The 17,798-nt window shown below is 67.0% G+C and carries 22 protein-coding genes; 13 read left to right on the forward strand and 9 right to left on the reverse strand.

The genetic code is table 11. The annotated features are described in order from the left end of the window. Nucleotides 1-14: 14 nt before the first annotated feature. Both ACFQZZ_RS29360 and ACFQZZ_RS29365 read right to left on the reverse strand, forming a co-directional pair. Nucleotides 15-233: a hypothetical protein gene (locus ACFQZZ_RS29360; protein WP_378687222.1), complete on the reverse strand. Its 219-nt coding sequence runs from the start codon at nucleotides 231-233 to the stop codon at nucleotides 15-17. Nucleotides 234-277: 44 nt separating this feature from the next. Next, nucleotides 278-1,132 (reverse strand): PHP domain-containing protein, encoded by an 855-nt coding sequence (locus ACFQZZ_RS29365; RefSeq protein WP_378687224.1) that lies wholly within the window; start codon nucleotides 1,130-1,132, stop codon nucleotides 278-280. Nucleotides 1,133-1,194: 62 nt separating this feature from the next. Between ACFQZZ_RS29365 and ACFQZZ_RS29370 the strand changes: the two genes are divergently transcribed. After that, nucleotides 1,195-2,271, forward strand: coding sequence for a magnesium and cobalt transport protein CorA (locus ACFQZZ_RS29370; RefSeq protein ID WP_378687226.1), 1,077 nt, complete (start codon nucleotides 1,195-1,197; stop codon nucleotides 2,269-2,271). Nucleotides 2,272-2,301: 30 nt separating this feature from the next. Here ACFQZZ_RS29370 and ACFQZZ_RS29375 read toward each other — a convergent pair whose 3' ends face one another. The 3 genes from ACFQZZ_RS29375 to ACFQZZ_RS29385 are packed head-to-tail and all read right to left on the reverse strand — an operon-like array spanning nucleotide 2,302 to nucleotide 4,366. Next, nucleotides 2,302-2,883: a suppressor of fused domain protein gene (locus tag ACFQZZ_RS29375; RefSeq protein WP_378687228.1), complete on the reverse strand. Its 582-nt coding sequence runs from the start codon at nucleotides 2,881-2,883 to the stop codon at nucleotides 2,302-2,304. 4 nt (nucleotides 2,884-2,887) lie between these two features. Then, nucleotides 2,888-3,379, reverse strand: a complete 492-nt coding sequence (locus ACFQZZ_RS29380) for a general stress protein (protein WP_378687230.1) — start codon at nucleotides 3,377-3,379, stop codon at nucleotides 2,888-2,890. A 57-nt stretch (nucleotides 3,380-3,436) separates the two neighbouring features. Beyond that, nucleotides 3,437-4,366 (reverse strand): HpcH/HpaI aldolase/citrate lyase family protein, encoded by a 930-nt coding sequence (locus ACFQZZ_RS29385; RefSeq protein WP_378687232.1) that lies wholly within the window; start codon nucleotides 4,364-4,366, stop codon nucleotides 3,437-3,439. A gap of 63 nt (nucleotides 4,367-4,429) precedes the next feature. Between ACFQZZ_RS29385 and ACFQZZ_RS29390 the strand changes: the two genes are divergently transcribed. Next, entirely contained in the window at nucleotides 4,430-5,716 is a 1,287-nt protein-coding gene (locus ACFQZZ_RS29390) for a magnesium transporter MgtE N-terminal domain-containing protein (protein WP_378687233.1), read from the forward strand. Then, nucleotides 5,709-6,326, forward strand: a complete 618-nt coding sequence (locus ACFQZZ_RS29395) for a DUF1003 domain-containing protein (RefSeq protein WP_378687235.1) — start codon at nucleotides 5,709-5,711, stop codon at nucleotides 6,324-6,326. The genes ACFQZZ_RS29390 and ACFQZZ_RS29395 overlap by 8 nt, the downstream gene beginning before the upstream one ends. Before the next feature lie 199 nt (nucleotides 6,327-6,525). Here ACFQZZ_RS29395 and ACFQZZ_RS29400 read toward each other — a convergent pair whose 3' ends face one another. After that, nucleotides 6,526-6,657: a hypothetical protein gene (locus ACFQZZ_RS29400; RefSeq protein ID WP_378687237.1), complete on the reverse strand. Its 132-nt coding sequence runs from the start codon at nucleotides 6,655-6,657 to the stop codon at nucleotides 6,526-6,528. Nucleotides 6,658-6,685: 28 nt separating this feature from the next. On the opposite strand from ACFQZZ_RS29400, the gene ACFQZZ_RS29405 reads away from it, so the two are divergent. The 7 genes from ACFQZZ_RS29405 (at nucleotide 6,686) to ACFQZZ_RS29435 (ending at nucleotide 12,292) form a co-directional block, all read left to right on the forward strand. Beyond that, a complete protein-coding gene (locus ACFQZZ_RS29405) occupies nucleotides 6,686-7,906 on the forward strand; it encodes a lytic murein transglycosylase (protein ID WP_378687239.1) in 1,221 nt (406 codons plus the stop codon). Nucleotides 7,907-8,021: 115 nt separating this feature from the next. Further along, nucleotides 8,022-8,894, forward strand: a complete 873-nt coding sequence (locus ACFQZZ_RS29410; RefSeq protein ID WP_378687289.1) for a lytic transglycosylase domain-containing protein — start codon at nucleotides 8,022-8,024, stop codon at nucleotides 8,892-8,894. A 20-nt stretch (nucleotides 8,895-8,914) separates the two neighbouring features. After that, nucleotides 8,915-10,051 (forward strand): Mrp/NBP35 family ATP-binding protein, encoded by a 1,137-nt coding sequence (locus tag ACFQZZ_RS29415; RefSeq protein WP_378687241.1) that lies wholly within the window; start codon nucleotides 8,915-8,917, stop codon nucleotides 10,049-10,051. 141 nt (nucleotides 10,052-10,192) lie between these two features. Next, entirely contained in the window at nucleotides 10,193-10,513 is a 321-nt protein-coding gene (locus ACFQZZ_RS29420; RefSeq protein ID WP_378687243.1) for a DivIVA domain-containing protein, read from the forward strand. Next, entirely contained in the window at nucleotides 10,510-11,151 is a 642-nt protein-coding gene (locus ACFQZZ_RS29425; RefSeq protein ID WP_378687245.1) for a DNA-3-methyladenine glycosylase I, read from the forward strand. The genes ACFQZZ_RS29420 and ACFQZZ_RS29425 overlap by 4 nt, the downstream gene beginning before the upstream one ends. Before the next feature lie 102 nt (nucleotides 11,152-11,253). Beyond that, nucleotides 11,254-11,421: a DUF3117 domain-containing protein gene (locus tag ACFQZZ_RS29430; RefSeq protein WP_011211259.1), complete on the forward strand. Its 168-nt coding sequence runs from the start codon at nucleotides 11,254-11,256 to the stop codon at nucleotides 11,419-11,421. Continuing rightward, nucleotides 11,408-12,292: a putative RNA methyltransferase gene (locus ACFQZZ_RS29435; RefSeq protein ID WP_378687247.1), complete on the forward strand. Its 885-nt coding sequence runs from the start codon at nucleotides 11,408-11,410 to the stop codon at nucleotides 12,290-12,292. The genes ACFQZZ_RS29430 and ACFQZZ_RS29435 overlap by 14 nt, the downstream gene beginning before the upstream one ends. On the opposite strand, the gene glgA is transcribed toward ACFQZZ_RS29435, so the two are convergent. Beyond that, the gene (gene glgA / locus ACFQZZ_RS29440) at nucleotides 12,268-13,425 is read right to left on the reverse strand and encodes a glycogen synthase (protein ID WP_378687291.1); all 1,158 of its coding nucleotides are present in this window, start codon (nucleotides 13,423-13,425) and stop codon (nucleotides 12,268-12,270) included. The genes ACFQZZ_RS29435 and glgA overlap by 25 nt on opposite strands. A gap of 161 nt (nucleotides 13,426-13,586) precedes the next feature. Here glgA and glgC point away from each other — a divergent pair, with 161 nt between their 5' ends. Then, nucleotides 13,587-14,801: a glucose-1-phosphate adenylyltransferase gene (gene glgC, locus ACFQZZ_RS29445; protein ID WP_378687249.1), complete on the forward strand. Its 1,215-nt coding sequence runs from the start codon at nucleotides 13,587-13,589 to the stop codon at nucleotides 14,799-14,801. Between the two features lie 15 nt (nucleotides 14,802-14,816). Here the strand turns inward: glgC and ACFQZZ_RS29450 are convergent, their stop codons facing one another. Further along, a complete protein-coding gene (locus ACFQZZ_RS29450) occupies nucleotides 14,817-15,170 on the reverse strand; it encodes a hypothetical protein (protein WP_378687251.1) in 354 nt (117 codons plus the stop codon). 249 nt (nucleotides 15,171-15,419) lie between these two features. On the opposite strand from ACFQZZ_RS29450, the gene ACFQZZ_RS29455 reads away from it, so the two are divergent. Both ACFQZZ_RS29455 and ACFQZZ_RS29460 read left to right on the forward strand, forming a co-directional pair. Beyond that, nucleotides 15,420-15,920, forward strand: coding sequence for a hypothetical protein (locus ACFQZZ_RS29455; RefSeq protein WP_378687253.1), 501 nt, complete (start codon nucleotides 15,420-15,422; stop codon nucleotides 15,918-15,920). 15 nt (nucleotides 15,921-15,935) lie between these two features. Next, nucleotides 15,936-17,108: an MAB_1171c family putative transporter gene (locus ACFQZZ_RS29460; RefSeq protein WP_378687255.1), complete on the forward strand. Its 1,173-nt coding sequence runs from the start codon at nucleotides 15,936-15,938 to the stop codon at nucleotides 17,106-17,108. 22 nt (nucleotides 17,109-17,130) lie between these two features. Here the strand turns inward: ACFQZZ_RS29460 and ACFQZZ_RS29465 are convergent, their stop codons facing one another. Beyond that, the gene (locus ACFQZZ_RS29465; protein ID WP_378687257.1) at nucleotides 17,131-17,763 is read right to left on the reverse strand and encodes an O-methyltransferase; all 633 of its coding nucleotides are present in this window, start codon (nucleotides 17,761-17,763) and stop codon (nucleotides 17,131-17,133) included. Nucleotides 17,764-17,798 lie beyond the last annotated feature (35 nt).

The following is a 17,798-nucleotide window of genomic DNA, read 5'->3' on the forward strand; positions in this document are numbered from 1 at the left end:
CCATTACTGGATATTCAGCTCCACCACTGCGTCCACAGCAATAATCCGGCAGCCAAGAAAACAACCAGCGATCCGGAAAAGGCGGCAAAACCCCGATGTTTATCCGAAAAAATCTGTGCCGCGACGGCGGTCGAGGACATGGCCAGATGCCAGGTCACCGACTCACCACCCGGACCGGGAAACTCACGCCTGGCAGCGATGATCGCGGTGCCGATGACGACCAGCGTCAGCACGAACGTCCCCGCGGCCACAACTCCGCTCAGCCCGCGCACCGGTCTCACGAGGCGATCACCGGCACTCCCGTGGCTTTGCCCACAAGTTCCTCGAATTGCGCAGGGTCGGTGGTGAATTCACCGAGCCGGATGGTCTTGTTCGCGCCGTGGTAGTCCGACGAGCCGGTGGTGAGCAGACCGAGCTCGGTCGCAAGCGCCGCCAGCACCGCGCGGTCGGCCGCGGAATGGTCCGGGTGGTCGATTTCGAGCCCGCCCAGACCGAGCGTGGCGAGTTCGCGAATATCGTCCAGCGCCAATAGCCGTCCACGCTTGCGGGCCCGCGTGTGCGCGAGCACGCTCACGCCACCGGCGGTGGCGATCATTTCGACCGCCCGGCGCAGCGGCGTATCGGCCTTTTCCGCGTAATACGGTCCGTGCGGCGCCAGCAGTTCGGTGAATGCCGCGTCGACACTCGGCACCACGCCCGCCTCGACCAGCGCCCGCGCGAGGTGCGGCCGTCCGGCCGACGGCCCGGCCGAGGCCAGTACCGCGTCCGGATCGATGGGTAGCCCGTCGGCGCGCATCAGCTCGGCCATCGCACGCAGCCGATCGACGCGTTCGGCACGCAACCGCTCTCGCTCGTCGGCGAAACACCGATCGGCCGGGTCGAAGAGGTACGCGAGCAGATGCACCGGGACGGGCCAGCCGTCCGCACCCAGGCCGATGCACGACATCTCCATGCCGCGCACCAGCGTCAAACCCTTCGGCAGCGCGTCGACCGCTTCGGTCCACCCGGCGGTGGTGTCGTGGTCGGTGATCGCGACGACGTCCAGGCCTGCCGCTGCCGCGTTCCGAACAAGTTCGGCCGGGGAGTCGGTGCCGTCGGACGCGGTCGAATGGGTATGCAGGTCGATGCGCACGCCTTCAGTCTTACAGTGCGCTCGCGGCGGACCATCACGCGCAGGCGACGTAGCATCAATCGGTGCCATCTATTCCGCCGCGACCGTCGTTTCGCGGCAAAGCTCGAGCGGCGGCGCCACGGCCGCACATCCCCGTTCCTACCGCGCGCGCGGTGGTCGACTGCGCGGTCTATCTCAATGGCAAACGGCTGCCAGGCCGGTTCTCTGCCGCGGACGCGATGGCCGAGGTAGGAAACCGCGGAGCCGGATTCGTGTGGGTCGGACTGCACGATCCGGATGAGTACCAGATGGCCGATATCGCCAAGACCTTCGACCTGCACCCCCTCGCCGTTGAGGATGCGGTCAAGGCTCATCAGCGACCGAAACTCGAACGCTATGACGACACCCTCTTCCTCGTCCTGCGCACCGTCAGCTACGTCCCGCACGAAATGCACAGTGTCAGTGAGATCGTCGAGACCGGCGACATCATGGTCTTCACCGGACCCAACTTCGCGGTGACCGTCCGGCACGGCGAGCACACCGGACTCGCCGGAGTCCGCAATGAGTTGGAGAACAACCCCGAACAGCTCATGTTCGGCCCCGGTGCGGTGCTGCACGCGGTCGCCGACCATGTCGTGGATTCCTACATCGAGGTGGCACAGTCGGTCGAGAACGATATCGAGGAGATGGAGGAAGAGATCTTCACCCCTCGCAATCAGGTCACCATCGAATCGATCTACCAGCTCAAGCGCGAGGTGGTCGAGCTGCGGCGGGCGGTGAACCCGCTCGCGATCCCCCTGCAGTTACTCGCCAACAAGCCAGACCTGCCGCTGCCCATGGAAATTCGGCGCTATATGCGGGATGTGGCCGACCATCACACCTCGGTGGCCGAGCGCATCACCGATTTCGACGATTCACTGAGCGCGCTGATCAGCGCCGCGCTCGCCAAGATCGCCGTGCAACAGAACACCGACATGCGCAAGATCTCCTCCTGGGTCGCCATCGCCGCAGTGCCGACGATGATCGCCGGAATCTACGGGATGAACTTCGACCACATGCCAGAACTGCGGCAAGTCTGGGGGTACCCGCTGGTCCTGATCGTCATCGCGACCATCTGCATCAGCCTGTTCGTCACTTTCCGCCGCAACAACTGGCTCTGATCGGCCCTGCCCGTACAGGCGCCCATCTACCTACAGCGACGCAGCACCTCTCGCCGGATCGTGCACATCGATCCCCGCCTCCACCCATGCATCCCGCAACGCCTGCGCGCCACGCACTCGTACCCAAGCCGCCTCGGTGGCGGTCACCGGGACGACCGTCAGATACCGAACCGGCTCGGCGGGCTCGGGCAGCACCACGTCGGGAATGTCGCTCTCGCCCAACAGAACCGCGGTGAACGGCGCATCCCGCCACATCGGCTCACCCAGGTCGAGCAGCGCATCCGCCTGCAGCACAACTCCTTCCACGACAGGCGTCGCGGCAAGCACGCCGAGCGTCTTGGCCAGCCCGGCGTTCGACCCGGCCCCGGCGCGCAAGGCGAGCACCAACTCGGCGCGCGGTCCGCGCACCGGGTCCGCGAGCAGGTCGCTGGGATCGCCCATCGGATGGCGCGACCCGCCCAGGGTCACGTAGTGCACGAGCTCGTCGCCGGGAATCCGCAGTATTTCGATGGGCTCCAACCCGAGGAACGTCACCGACGCCGAATCGACGGCCGCCGTATCCACGCCGAAATGGTCCAGCACCTCGGTGCGGACCTTATCCACTACCTCCATGCGTTCAGATCGCCAGCCGCGCCAGCATGTCGCGCGCCTGCTCGGCCGACTTCGGATCGCACAGCACGTCGTAGCGGCCCGCCACCAACTGCATGGTGGAGGCGAAATCGCGCTGCCCCTTGGTCGCCGCGTACGGGATCGAGGTGGAGATGACGCCGAAGATGATGCCGCCGACCAGGCCGACCAACAGTGGACCGAGCGCGCCGCTGGTGGTGAACAGGCTGAGCAGCAGACCGAGGAACAGGCCGAGCCAGGCGCCGGAAACGACTCCACCACCGATTACCTTGCCCCAGGTCAGCCGGTATAGGACGCGCTCGACCTGCATCAGGTCGACGCCGACGATGGTCACGTCCTGTACTGGGAACTGCCCGTCGGCCAGGAAGTCGACCGCCTTCTGCGCCTCGGCGTAGGTCGGGTACGAGCCCACCGGCCAGCCTGTCGGCGGCGTCGGCAGACCCTGCCGTGCGCGGTTCGCGTTCCCCATGGGATTCGTCATACCTCTATTGTGCTATTCCTACTGGTCGTTCGGTGGTGTGAAACGCCCCGCTGCCTGTCATTGAGACGAACGCTGCATTCCCGCCGCCCGGCCCTTGTCGGCAATCACCTGGGCCATCTTCGCGCTCGCCTCGTCGATCATCTCGTCACCGAGCATGACCGCACCACGCGCGCCACCCGCCGCGGAGGTATGGAAGGCGTACGCGTCCAAAATCTGTTCGGCGCGGTCGTAATCGGCCTGCCTCGGGCTGAAAATCTCGTTGGCGGCGTCGATTTGGCCCGGATGCAGCACCCACTTGCCGTCGAAGCCCAGCGCCGCGGTGCGTCCTGCCGCCCTGCGGAACCCGTCGACGTCGCGGATCTGCAGGTACGGGCCGTCGATCGCCTGCAGCCCGTGCGCACGGGCCGCGAGCAGAATGGTCATCAGGATGTGGTGGTAGGCGTCGCCGGTGTCGTAGCCCTCCGGTTGTTCGCCGACCACGAGGGTGCGCATGTTGATGCTTGCCATGAAATCGGCGGGGCCGAAAACCAGCGTTTGCACCCGCGGACTCGCGGTGGCGATCTCGTCGATATTGCGCAGCCCGAGCGCGTTCTCGATCTGCGGTTCGATGCCGATCCTGCCGACCTCGAGTCCGCTGGCCTTCTCCAGCTGTGTGAGCAGCAGATCGAGAGCCCTCACCTGACCGGCGTCGGTGACCTTGGGCAGCAGGATCGCATCCAGCGCCGCGCCCGCCCCCTCGACGACCGTGATGACGTCGGCGTAGGTCCACTCGGTGGTCCAGTCGTTGACGCGCACCACCCGCAGCTGTGTGCCCCAACCCGGTTCGTTCAGCGCCGCCACGATATTCGCGCGGGCGGCGGCCTTGGCCACCGGCGCTACCGCGTCCTCCAGATCGAGAAACACCTCGTCCACGGGCAGGCCCTTGGCCTTCTCGATCATTTTCGGGTTGCTGCCGGGGCAGGCAAGCACCGAACGGCGCGGCTTCATGATCACTCCCGTCGATCGTGGCGTGGCGCGTACACCCGCCCGCGAACCTCTAGCCTGGCAACTATGGCAGCAACCAGGGTGTACGTTGCCAGGCTGGCCGGCCTGGTGGTGCTCGGCCCGGACGGCGAGTCTATCGGCCGTATCCGCGACGTCGTCGTGGCCATCCGCTACGACGGCCAGCAGCCACGCATTCACGGTCTCGTCGTCGAACTGCCCACCCGGCGGCGGATTTTCGTGCCGATGTTGCGGGTCACCGCGATCGAGCCCGGTGTGGTGACGCTGAATACCGGCACGGTCAGCCTGCGCCGATTCGCCCAGCGGCCCGGCGAACTGCTCGCGATCGCCCAGATCGTGGATTCCTCGGTGCGCGTGCACGATCCGAACCTGCCCGACCTCGCCGATGTCGACGTATTCGTGGCCGATCTCGGGATCGAGCAGACCAGGACAAGGGACTGGGTGGTGACCAGGGTGGCGGTGCGCGGGCACCGGCGCATCGGTCGCCGTCGCACCGTGCACGTGGTGGATTGGACACAGGTCAGCGGTCTGACGCCCTATGAAGTAGGCAGGCCGGGCCAGGACGTCACCCAATTGCTTTCCCAGTTCGAAGGCATGCGACCCGCCGATGTCGCACACCTGCTGCGCGAGCTTCCGGAGAAGCGGCGCATCGAGGTCGCCGAGGCGCTCGACGACGAGCGGCTCGCCGATGTCGTCCAGGAACTGCCCGATGACGACCAGGTCGACCTGCTCGGACATCTGGAGGTGCGCAGGGCCGCCGATGTACTCGAGGCGATGGACCCCGACGACGCCGCCGACCTGCTCGGCGAATTGTCCACGGGGGAACGCGAATCGCTGCTCGCGCTGATGGATCCGGAGGAGTCCGAGCCGGTGCGCAGGCTGCTGGAACACTCCCCCGACACCGCGGGCGGTCTGATGACACCGAAACCGGTGATCCTGACTCCGGCGACGACGGTCGCCGAAGCGCTGGCCCGCGTCCGCAATCCGGATCTGACGCCCGCACTTGCCTCGATGGTGTTCGTGGTTCGCCCGCCGACGGCAACTCCGACCGGCCGATATCTGGGTTGTGTGCACATCCAGCAACTCCTGCGCGAACCACCGGCCCATCTGGTCGGCGGCATTCTGGACACCGACCTCGCCCCGCTGCGGCCCGACGTCTCGCTCGGCGCGGTGACTCGCTACTTCGCCACCTACAACCTGGTCTGCGGGCCGGTGGTGGACGCGGAGAACCATCTGCTCGGCGCGGTGAGCGTCGACGATGTCCTCGATCATCTGCTGCCGGAGGATTGGCGCGACGAGGAAGAAGCGCACATGGGGGTACTCGGACATGAGTGACAAATCCGCAAGCGGCAGGTCCGGGTCGAGTTCGGCGCGTCAACGCCTGGAGACACCGCTCGAAACCAGGTTCCGGATCGATTGGGACGCCGAGGCGCTGGCGCGCAGCAGCGAGCGAGTCGCCCGATTCCTCGGCACCGGTCGATATCTGGCGATGCAGACCATCTTGGTGATCATCTGGATCCTGCTGAACGTGTTCGCGGTCGCGCTGCGCTGGGACCCGTATCCGTTCATCCTGCTCAACCTCGCGTTCTCCACCCAGGCCGCGTACGCGGCGCCGCTGATCCTGCTGGCCCAGAACCGGCAGGACAACCGCGACCGAGTGTCGTTGGAGGAGGACCGAACTCGCGCCGCGCAGACCAAAGCGGACACCGAATACCTCGCCCGCGAACTCGCGGCATTGCGAATTGCGGTGGGCGAAGTGGCCACCCGCGACTATCTGCGCCGGGAATTGGACGAGATGCGGGAGGTGCTCGACCGCATCGAAGCAGCCGCAGGGACTTCGGATCGAGTCACTCAGTCTGATAAACCCGCAAAGGCGAATCGAAAGAAAAGCTCCGGTCGAAAGCCAGCCGTGGGCCCGGAATGGCCGCCACTAGCTCATGATTGACCGGAAATGCTCAACATCGCACCTGACTGGTGGGTAACCTGGAGCACGTTGTCCCGAGCGCTCGGGCAGGGGATGGCCCGGACAGGCGCTTTCACGACGTCGACGATTGGTGTGGCTGAATGCGAATATCTGCTCCGATAACCGTGTCGGCCCTAGTCGTCGCGGGTCTCGTCTCTGCTGGATCCGGTTCTCACACTGCTCAATCGACCACGCCCCCCAAGGCGCCGGAAGCGTTGCTTGCCGCGTCGAGCGGTCCGGCAGCGGGCAGCGGTGCGGCGAGCAACGCCGCGGAGGCGCCATTGTCCCGGACAGTTGGCCTCCTGCCGGTCACGCCGGACACACCCCGCAAACTTCGGGCAATGACTCCGTCCGCCGATGGATTGCCGATGTTCGCCGGCTCCGTGCCGCTGCACGACATCGCGCTGCCCATGACCGGTGGCGCACTCGGAATCCCTGAGGTTGTGCTCGCGGCCTACCGCAATGCCGAGCTGGCGCTGGAATCTTCGTTGCCCGGTTGCGGGCTGTCCTGGAGCCTGCTCGCCGGTATCGGCCGGATCGAATCGGCACACGCGGGCAGTGGGCGCACCGACGCCGCGGGCACGACCGTCACACCTATCTTCGGACCCGCCCTCGACGGCACCCTGCCTGGCAACGAGGTGATCAGGGCCGCCGACGGCAGCGCGGTCCGCGCCATCGGCCCGATGCAGTTCCTGCCGGGCACCTGGCGGCTGTACGCCAGCGACGGCAACGGCGACGGAGTTGCCGACCCGCACAACGTTTTCGACTCCTCGCTCGCCGCGGGCAAGTACCTGTGCTCGGGCGGATTGAACCTGCGCGATCAGGCCCAGGAGCTGCGCTCGGTGCTGCGCTATAACAACTCGATGGCCTACGCCGCCAATGTGCTGAGCTGGTCGGCGGCATACCGCACCGGCGGCACCCCGCGCCAGGTGAACATCTCCCCCGATCTGATCCCGCCGGGCACCGCGCCGATCCAGGCACGCCCGGACATGCTGGCCGCCAACACGGTCGCCCCCACCACCGCTGCCGAGCTACCGCCGACCGCGCCGACCACCGTCGCTCCCGCCGTGCCGACCCAGGTGATGATCAACATCCCCGGTCTGCCGCCGATCCCGTGCGGCATCTTCTGCCCGCCACCGCCCAAGCCGGTGAATCCGTGTGATCCGCCGGTGGTGGCGGCGCCGATGCCGCGGCCGGGCGAGCGCATACTGGCGCCGATCGTCCCCGGACAGACCTACGGCGCGGCCGGCGAACCGAACACGGCGGGCGAACCGAACACGGCGGATGAACCGAACGCGCCCGAACGTCCACAGCCGCCGCAGCTGCCCGCCTCGTGCGTACGGCCGGGCACGGCTCCGAACGAGCAGATTCCCGCACAATCGCCGGGCGAAGCGCTGCAGGCCCCGGCGACCGAGAAGCCGGAGGTTGCGAAGACACCCGAACCCGGCCCGGCCGAGCCCGACCAGGCCGAACCCGAACCGGCCGCCGCCCCAACACCGACTCCGCCGCCGGGTGTCACGTTGCCGTTCGGCATCGTGATCCCACTGCCGCCGCAAGGCTGATACCCAAACCTGAAACAGGTCACGAAGCAGTAACAAAAAGGTCTCGAATGCGGTACCCTCATCTTCGTCCATCACGAAGGGCTCGATGTCGAGCCAGTGGGAGGGTCACCGCACAGTGGGGCGTCACCGAAAACAACCGGCTGCCACCGTAAAACGCAGCTCCGTTATCGCATTGACCGGATTGGTTCCCGCTGGGCTCGTGGCAGTCACCGCCGCGTCCGATGTGGGTGCTGCCGATCAGACCGCAGCGTCGGTCTTGCAATATCTGCCGGGGGACGAACCAGACGATCAGGGGCCGAGACCTCCGGCCGTCGCCGAACCACCAGCGACGGCCGACTTCGTCGCTCACGCGATGGCCCGACAGACGCGCGGCGCGCCTCCCGTCGTGAAAACCGTTGCGCTGCCGGATGGTAGACAACGCGCCGCGATGCCTTCAGGTCCGCTAGGTGTGCCAGGCGTCGCCATCGCCGCGTATCAATCCGCCGAACGCACCCTCGCCGCCGAGAACCCCGTCTGCGGAATGCCCTGGTACCTGCTCGCGGGAATCGGCCGCGTCGAATCCACCCATGCCTTCGGCGGCAAGGCCGATGCGGAGGGCAATCCGCTGAGCCCCGTCTACGGACCAGTGCTCGACGGCAGCCTGGCGGGCAACAATGTCATCCACGATTCCGACGACGGCGCACTCGACGGCCTGGCCGGGTACGACCGCGCGATCGGCCCGATGCAGTTCCTGCCGGAAACGTGGAAGCACTACGCCGCCGACGGCAACGGCGACGGCATCGCCGACCCGCAGAACCTCTTCGACGCGGCGCTGACCGCCGGAAAGTACCTCTGCGACGGCGGACTGAACATGCACGATCTCACCCAGCAGTCACGGGCGATCCTGCGTTATAACAACTCGATGGCCTACGTCGCCAACGTCATGGCGTGGGCGACTTCTTACAGCAGCGGGGTCGCACCTCAGCCCGGACAGCTGCCGCGGATCTGACGCAACGTAAAATTATTGCCATGTCAGTGGTTACGGAAGCGGATGTGCGGGGAGCCCTCGCTAAGGTCGACGACCCGGAGATCCGCAAGCCGATCACCGAAATCGGCATGGTGAAGAGCATTGCGATCGGCGCGGACAGCAATGTCCACATCGAGATCTTCTTGACGACCGCGGGTTGCCCGCTGCGCACCGAGATCACGCAGCGGGTCACCAAGGCGGTAGCCGACGTCGCCGGCGTCGGCACCGTCACGGTCGAGCTCGATGTGATGAGCGACGAGCAGCGCACCAACCTGCGCAAGCAGCTGCGCGGCGACTCGGCCGATCCGGTCATCCCGTTCGCCCAGCCCGGCTCGCTCACCCGCGTGTACGCGGTCGCCTCCGGTAAGGGTGGCGTCGGAAAGTCCAGTGTCACGGTCAATCTCGCCGCGGCCATGGCCGCGCGCGGTCTCTCGGTCGGCGTGCTCGACGCGGATATCTACGGCCACTCGATCCCCCGCATGCTCGGTACCGATGCCCGCCCGACCCAGGTCGAGCGGATGATCATGCCGCCGCAATCGCACGGCGTGAAGATGATCTCCATCGCGCAGTTCACCAAGGGCAATACGCCCGTGGTGTGGCGCGGCCCGATGCTGCACCGCGCGCTGCAGCAGTTCCTCGCCGACGTGTTCTGGGGCGACCTGGACGTGCTGCTGCTCGACCTGCCGCCCGGCACCGGCGATATCGCCATCTCCATCGCCCAGCTCATCCCGGGCGCCGAGATCCTGGTCGTCACCACCCCGCAGATCGCCGCCGCGGAAGTCGCCGAGCGCGCGGGCGCGATCGCCCTGCAGACCCGGCAGCGTATCGCGGGCGTCATCGAGAACATGTCCTGGCTCGACCTGCCCGACGGCAGCCGCATGGACCTCTACGGCTCCGGCGGCGGCCAGGTCGTCGCCGAACGGCTCACCCGCGCTGTCGGCGCCGATGTCCCGCTGCTCGGTCAGATCCCGATCGAACAGGCCGTGCGGGAAGCAGGTGACGAAGGCACACCCATCGTGCTGAGCGACCCGGAGACCCCGGCCGCCAAGGCACTGTTGGAGATCGCGGACAAACTCGCCGTCCGTCGCCGCGGCCTGGCAGGCATGTCCCTCGGCATCGATACCACCCGCCACTTGTAAAGGGTTGTCTTCCGGTGACGACTGATCTCGCACGTACCTGGGTAGCTCGCCTGGTACGGGCCAACGAATCCACCACCTCACAGACGGCCGCACAATCGCGGCACCCGAGTCTGGCTCGAATACGCGGAGAGGCGGGCTAGCATGCTCACGCTGCTGTTATATGTGCTGATCGTCGGCTTGGTCGCCGCGGTGCTGTTTCTGGTGGCCAGTGCGGTGTTCGGACGGTCCGAGGAGCTCGGGCCGCTACCGGAGGGGACAACGGCGACCGTGCTGCCCGTCGAGGGCATCTCGGGCGCGGACGTGCGCGCGTTGCGCTTTCAGCAGGTCGTTCGGGGCTACAAGGCAGGCGAAGTGGATTGGGCGTTGACTCGGCTTGCCGCGAGGATCGACGAGTTGCAGTTCCAGCTTGCCGAGGCGCGCAGTGTGCAGCGGCAGGTTCCGGTCACGCCCGAGCCGAAGTGAGCGCCGTAGCCGACTCGGCGAGCGACGGCCGGATCCGCTGCCCGTGGTCGGAGGCCTCTCAGCTCTACCGTGACTATCACGATCGCGAATGGGGTAGGCCGCTGCACGGCGCCGACGCCATGTTCGAGCGTGTCTGTCTAGAGGCGTTCCAATCAGGGCTGTCGTGGATCACCATCCTGCGCAAGCGCCCCGCGTTCCGCACCGCGTTTGCCGGGTTCGAGATCAGCAGGGTGGCCGAGTTCGGCGACGACGATGTGGCGCGGTTACTCGCCGACCCAGGCATCGTGCGCAACCGGTCCAAGATCGTCGCCGCCATCGCCAACGCGCGGGTTGCCCTCGACCTCGATATCGGCCTCGACGAGCTGATCTGGTCGTTCGCGCCGCCGCCACGCCCGCGCCCGCGGCAGGTCGCCGACGTGCCCGCGATCACCGCCGAATCCGTAGCTCTGGCAAAAGAATTGAAGCGGCGCGGGTTCCGTTTCGTCGGCCCGACAACCGCCTACGCACTGATGCAGGCGACCGGAATGGTCGACGATCACCTGGCCGATTGCTGGGTCGATAGTGACCCGCCGAACACAGGCCGAGCGGTCACATTTCGAACTCAGGTATCCGTCCACAACGGCGATAGGGAAGAATAGGACCGGTGTAGCTCGCCAAATGCCGGCGAGCTCGCTGGTTGGTGACAACTGGAGTTCCAAGAAAGTGCGCAGCATATCGCGCAGATCTGGAGGGAGCAGAGGATGGCGGCCATGAAGCCCCGCACCGGGGACGGTCCCCTCGAGGCAACCAAGGAAGGGCGTGGAATCGTCATGCGGGTTCCACTCGAGGGTGGCGGGCGTTTGGTCGTTGAGCTCACGCCGGATGAGGCAGCAGCGCTCGGTGACGAATTGAAGAGTGTCACCAGCTAGTCGCTCGGCGCTTGCTGATGTGGCCGGTCTATTGGCCTGTCCCGAATGCGGTCTCGGATTCGAGCCGCAGGATCGGGTGCTGCGCTGTGGAACCGGGCACAGTTTCGACATAGCCCGGCAGGGTTACGTCAGTCTGCTGACCGGCGCGTCGACCAAGATGACCGGTGATACCGCGGCGATGCTCGACGCGCGTGCCGCATTTCAGAGTGGGGGACATTTCGCGCCGATCGCCGCTGCGGTCGCCGCGGCGGTCGGTTCGACGTCCGGCACAGTGCTGGAGATCGGCGCGGGCACAGGTTATTACCTGGCCGGTGTGCTCGATGCCGCGCCGGACGCCAACGGCATCGCGCTGGACGTTGCCAAGTCAGCGGCTCGGCGCGGCGCCCGTGCGCATCCGCGCGCCGCATCGGTGCTTGCCGACGCCTGGCGCGGACTGCCGATCCGGGACGGCGCGTTGAGCCGGGTGCTTTCGGTGTTCGCGCCACGCAACCCGGGCGAGGCGGCCCGGGTACTGGCCGCGGACGGCAGCTTTGTCATCGCCACACCCACCGAACGCCATCTGGCCGAGTTGATCGGGCCGCTCGGCATGGTGACGGTGGATCCGGACAAGGATCGCAGGCTCGGCGAGGCGATGTCCGGCCACTTCGATGCCCTCGACCGCGCCGTCGTCGAGTACTCGATGAAACTCGGTCGGGCCGACGTGGCCCATGTGGTCGGGATGGGCCCGTCCGGGCACCATGCCGACGTATCGGATGATCCGCGGATCGCTGCGATGCCGGAGACCGTCGAGGTCACCGCGTCCGTTCTGGTCTCCACCTACCGGCCACAGCCCAGCTGGGCCGGGCGTCAGGGTTTGCGGACCCGCTCGTAGACACCGACCGTGCGGGCAGCGACCTGGAGCCAGTCGAATTCGGCGATCGCCCTTGCTCGTCCCGCGGCTCCGAATTCCGCGGCAAGCACCGCGTCGCCCGCGACCTCGTTCACGGCGGCGGCGAGTTCCCGCTCGTAGTCCGGCGACGTGTTCGGGTCATAGTGCACCAGCCGTCCGGTCGCACCGTCGGCGACGACCTCGGGGATGCCGCCGACATCCGAGGCGACCACCGCGGTCGCGCATGCCATCGCTTCCAAATTCACGATGCCGAGCGGCTCGTAGACCGACGGACAGACGAAGACCGTTGCGGCGGCCAGGATCTGCCGGATCTGCTCGGTGGGGAGCATCTCGCGCACCCAGAACACATTGCCGCGGTTGTGCTGCAACTCGGCGACCGCCGCGGACACTTCCAACTCCAGCTCCCTGGTGTCGGCCGCGCCCGCGCACAGCACCACCTGGATGTCCGGATCGAAATCCCGTGCCGCGGCGAGTAAATGCCCGACACCCTTCTGCCGGGTGATCCGGCCGACGAAGGCCGCGATCGGCCGGTCGGTGCGCACCCCAAGCTCGGTCAGGATCGAGGTGGAACCGGCGGCGGGCGGTCCTGGATGCCACACCGCGGCGTCGATGCCGTTGTGCACTACATGAACCCGGTCCGGGTCGATCGCCGGGTAGGCGTCGAGCACGTCGTGCCGCATACCCTCGCTGACCGCGATGATGGCGTCGGCATGCTCGACCGCGTTGCGTTCCGACCACGAGGACAGCCGATAACCGCCGCCGAGCTGTTCGGCCTTCCACGGCCGCCGCGGCTCCAGCGAGTGGGCAGTCAGCACGTGCGGTATTCCGTACAGGGTGGCCGCGAGATGGCCGGCCAGCCCGGTGTACCAGGTGTGCGAGTGCACCACGTCCACCTGTCCCGCGGCATCGGCCATGCGCAGCTGCGCCGACATCATCTGCAGCGCGGCATTGGCGGCATAGAGCATCGGATCCGGTTGGTGCACCACCGCATCGGTGCGCGGCACGCCCATGCAGTGCACGGTCACCTCGCACAACTGCCGCAACTGCGCGGCCAACTGGGTGACATGCACTCCCGCACCGCCGTACACCTCCGGCGGGTACTCGCGGGTCAACATCGCGACCCGAAGCCGGTCCTGCTGAAGGCCCTGGTCGATTCGCTCCTGCCCGGATCCTGCCGCCGAGCGCGCGCCCTCCGTGCCGAAACTCACCGGTTCAAAGTAGACGTTCGGGTCGCACGGGGCCACTCTCGCCCGTGCGGCGCGGTAGTTTGGCAGATGTGAGGAGCCAGCCGCACGTACTCGGGATCGTGCTCGCCGGTGGCGAGGGCAAGCGCCTGTTTCCACTCACCGCGGACCGGGCCAAGCCAGCCGTTCCTTTCGGTGGTGCCTACCGACTCATCGACTTCGTGCTCAGCAACCTGGTCAACGCGGGTTTCCTGCGGCTGTGTGTGCTCACCCAGTACAAGTCGCATTCGCTGGACCGGCATATTTCGCAGACCTGGCGGCTATCGGGTTTCGGCGGCGAATACATCACGCCGGTGCCCGCCCAGCAGCGGCTCGGTCCACGCTGGTACACCGGCAGCGCCGACGCGATCATGCAGTCGCTGAACCTGATCTACGACGAGGACCCCGACTACATCGTGGTGTTCGGCGCGGACCACGTGTACCGGATGGATCCGGAGCAAATGCTCGCGGCCCATATCGATTCCGGCGCCGGCGTGACCGTGGCGGGCATCCGGGTGCCGCGCAGCGAGGCAAGCGCCTTCGGCTGCATCGACTCCGACGAGTCCGGTCGGATCACCCAGTTCCTGGAGAAGCCCGCACATCCGCCCGGCACGCCGGACGACCCGAACATGACGTTCGCCTCCATGGGCAACTATGTGTTCACTACCAAGGTGCTGGTGGATTCGATCCGCGCGGACGCCGACAACTCCGACTCCGACCACGATATGGGCGGCGACATCATTCCCTCGCTGGTCGCCGCGGACGAGGCGGCGGTGTACGACTTCGCCGACAACGATGTCCCCGGCGCCACCGACCGCGACCGCGGCTACTGGCGCGATGTCGGCACCATCGACGCCTTCTACGAGGCGCACATGGATCTGGTGTCGGTGCACCCGGTGTTCAACCTCTACAACAAGCACTGGCCGATCCGCGGCGCCGCCGAGAATCTGCCCCCCGCGAAGTTCGCGCAAGGCGGTCTTGCGCAGGAGTGCGTGATCGGTTCCGGCTGCATCCTGTCGGCGGCCACGGTCCGCAACTCGGTGCTCAGCTCCAATGTGATGGTCGACGACGGCGCCACCATCGAGGGCAGCGTCCTGATGCCGGGCGTCCGCGTGGGTCGCGGCGCCGTGGTCCGCCGCGCCATCCTGGACAAGAACGTGGTCGTCGGCGAGGGCGAGATCATCGGCGTAGATCTGGACCGCGACCGCGAGCGCTTCGCCGTGAGCAACGGCGGCGTCGTCACCGTCGGCAAGGGCGTCTGGGTCTAACCACCGACCATCTCGTTACTCCAGCCGCAACTCGCCGGTGATCGTGCCGCGCTCGGCCACCTCGGTCAGCCGTACCAGCGCCGCCGCGGCAACCGACGCGGGCAGACCGGCGCTGAGCAGTCCGACCCACAGGGTCTGCACGGCGATCGCACGGACGGCAGCGACCACCTCGTCGTCGAGCGGCACTCCCGATACCCGCTCGACGAAATCCGAGTGTGTATTGCCGATGATGTAGTCCAGCACAGCTTTTTGATGATGCTCTCGGCGGCGGTCATGACCGGTTGACTCGACTCGGCCGAACCCCAGCGACTCGGCCACCCGCGCGGCGGCCGCCTCCCCGATTTCCGCCTCGGGCCCGTTTCGGCGCATTCGTACCCCTCTCACCTCATGAATGACGCCGAGGCACCGGCGACGGTCCTGCCCTCCTGGGTCGGTCACAGCTACCCCTACCCGCCCAACCCAGGATACGAACCTCGATGTCGGACATCTCGACCATTTCGATATGCACCGCGCGAACGACGCAGACAGCCCAACGCCCTTGACGCGGTGCGAGTGTCGCGTACGCCGAATGACATACGGCGCTGGACATCCGTAACAGCAGCCCCGAGGATTGGGGGCATGATCAGGCGGACCAAGCGCGATCGCGAGGGCGAGCAGGTGCATCGCCTGGCCGCATCGTTGCAGGTTCCGCGGCCGTGGCGGCTCGAAACGTTCATCGAGCACGTGTCCGAGCGGGTGGGAAAACCGATCGTGCTCATCCCGCAGCCCGATCTGGCCAAGGGCGGCTTCCCGTGCGGTCTCGTCCTAGAACGCGCCGACAACATCGTCGTGACCTACGACGCGACCAGCTCGGGCTACCACGCCGATCACATCGTGCTGCACGAGATCGCCCATCTGCTGCTCGACCACGCGGGCTTCGTCTCGCCACAATCGAAAAGCCGGACAATGCGGGCATTGTTTCCCGATATCGACGCCGAGAGCGTGCTGCGGGTCCTCGCGCGCACCGATTACGACGACGCCCACGAAAGTCAGGCGGAATTGTTCGCGTCGCTGATCCTGTCCGACACGGTCGGCGCGAGGTCGACCTCGTTCCTGGCCCGCGCGATCTTCCGCGACTGACGCACGACGTCCGAGGTGAACTGGCTTGCAGCGGTCGTCGACGGATATGCCTGGCTGATATTCGGCATTCGCACGCTCTGGTTCCGCTCGACCCTCGTCGATCGCCGATTGAACAGGATCGTCTGTCTGAGCGCCGTGGCAACCACGCTGCGGCTTGCCACGGTGCAGCAGTGGCTGACGACCTGGTCCGACGGCATTCTCGCCAGCGCGCTGCTGTATCAACTCGCCACCATCGCGGGACTGTTCAACATGGTCACCGCCATGTTGCTGGCGCAAGCAGTGCACAACACCTCCGCCCGTCCCCGGCTCGTCTATGCCATCACGACGGCCTGCGCGATCGCTCTGATCATCTGCGGGACGAGCGCACGCAGGATGGGAATTCCCGTGCACGATCAGGTCGGCTTGGCTCCGCTCGCCTTCTGGTTGTTCGTGCTGCCCGCGCCGATCTGGTCCACGGTGACGGTGCTGCGTCTCGGCATCGCCGAGCTGCGCACGCCATTGCGCAGGCGGGAGAGCGCGCTGTATCTGATGTTCGGCGCATTGCTGTTCATCCTTGTCGCGGATGCCGTGTGGCTCACGGTGTCCGCGGCATTCCAGGTGCACAGCAGCAGCGATTGGCGCCAGACCAGGGCCGTGCACAATTCGGCGCGGACCAACGACACCATCCTGCTGCTACTGCTCTGCATTATCGCGACCATTCCCGCGCTGTCCCGACTCGTCGAATTGCTGTCGCTGGACAGTTGGTCGCGCAGGCGCAAACGACTGCTGCCGATGTGGTCGGATCTCACGGCCGCGTGTCCGGAGATCGTCCATCACGCACCGGCACCCGCGGTCGCCCGCCGCAGCCGATATCTGGTGCACCGCACGGTCATCGAAGTCCGCGACAGCGTCCGCGCCCTCACGCACTACGCGACGCCGAATCCGCCGAAGCTCGAGACCGACATAGCCGATGCTGCGCCGCCCGGCCCTGAGCGCGACGCACTCGACCTCGCCGTCCGCCTCGCCAGAGCCTGCACCGCAAAAGAACGCGGCGCCCCCACGTCTGTTGTCGGCGCACTGCGCCTGCCCCCGGCGCGCGACCTATTCGACGAGGTCGACCAGCTCGCCGCGATCGCCGCGCACTGGCCACACGCCCGCGCGCTCGCCGATCAAGTCAGCGAGTACCCGCAGCAGACCCGCGTCGAGTAACCGACGATCTGCCCGCGAGAAACTAGCCGCGTGAGGCGCAGAGCAGGCCGTCGCCGACCGGGATGAGCACGCTGGTGAGCTCGGGGTCCTCGGCGATCGCCCTGGTGGCGGCGCGCACGGCCTGCGTGGCAGGGTCGCGCTGGGTCGCATCGGGAACGCGGCCACCGAGCAGCGCATTGTGCAGCAGGATGGCGCCGCCCGCGCGCAGTAGCCGCACGGCCTGCGTGACGTACTGCGGATGCTCGAGCGGCGCCGCATCGATGAAGACCAGGTCGTAGGCGCCGTCCGCGAGCCGTGGCAGCACATCGAGGGCACGGCCGTTGATGAGCCTGGTGCGGGCGGGCAGGATCTCGGCCGTCCGGAACGCTTCCTTGGCGGCCCGCTGGTGTTCCGGCTCGGAATCGATGGTGGTCAGCGTCCCGTCCTCACGCATCCCGTCCAGCAGCCACAACCCGCTGATACCCGCGCCGGTACCCACCTCGACGACGGTCCTGGCACCGAGCAATTGCGCGTACATGCTGAGCAGCGCCCCGACCGATGGCGCGATCGGCGCCGCACCGAGTTCGGTGGCCCGTTCGCGCGCGCTGATGAGGATCTCGTCTTCCACGACGGATTCCTCCACGTAGGAGAGATTTCGCTCCAGGTTCGATGCCACCTAAGCAGGCTATCTCGCGAGTCCGCGTGTCCGCG

Origin of the sequence: Nocardia sp. GCM10030253, from assembly GCF_042675075.1 — a bacterium.
GTDB lineage: Bacteria > Actinomycetota > Actinomycetes > Mycobacteriales > Mycobacteriaceae > Nocardia.

Coding starts and splice junctions, on each gene's coding strand:
- ACFQZZ_RS29385 (WP_378687232.1), bottom strand. CDS start 4,366: ATGAAGCCGCGCCGTTCGGTGCTTGCCTGCCCCGGCAGCAACCCGAAA.
- ACFQZZ_RS29455 (WP_378687253.1), top strand. CDS start 15,420: ATGATCAGGCGGACCAAGCGCGATCGCGAGGGCGAGCAGGTGCATCGC.
- ACFQZZ_RS29450 (WP_378687251.1), bottom strand. CDS start 15,170: ATGCGCCGAAACGGGCCCGAGGCGGAAATCGGGGAGGCGGCCGCCGCG.
- ACFQZZ_RS29415 (WP_378687241.1), top strand. CDS start 8,915: ATGTCAGTGGTTACGGAAGCGGATGTGCGGGGAGCCCTCGCTAAGGTC.
- ACFQZZ_RS29395 (WP_378687235.1), top strand. CDS start 5,709: ATGAGTGACAAATCCGCAAGCGGCAGGTCCGGGTCGAGTTCGGCGCGT.
- ACFQZZ_RS29430 (WP_011211259.1), top strand. CDS start 11,254: ATGGCGGCCATGAAGCCCCGCACCGGGGACGGTCCCCTCGAGGCAACC.
- ACFQZZ_RS29405 (WP_378687239.1), top strand. CDS start 6,686: ATGACTCCGTCCGCCGATGGATTGCCGATGTTCGCCGGCTCCGTGCCG.
- ACFQZZ_RS29390 (WP_378687233.1), top strand. CDS start 4,430: ATGGCAGCAACCAGGGTGTACGTTGCCAGGCTGGCCGGCCTGGTGGTG.
- glgA (WP_378687291.1), bottom strand. CDS start 13,425: ATGTTGACCCGCGAGTACCCGCCGGAGGTGTACGGCGGTGCGGGAGTG.
- ACFQZZ_RS29375 (WP_378687228.1), bottom strand. CDS start 2,883: ATGGAGGTAGTGGATAAGGTCCGCACCGAGGTGCTGGACCATTTCGGC.
- ACFQZZ_RS29420 (WP_378687243.1), top strand. CDS start 10,193: ATGCTCACGCTGCTGTTATATGTGCTGATCGTCGGCTTGGTCGCCGCG.
- ACFQZZ_RS29380 (WP_378687230.1), bottom strand. CDS start 3,379: ATGACGAATCCCATGGGGAACGCGAACCGCGCACGGCAGGGTCTGCCG.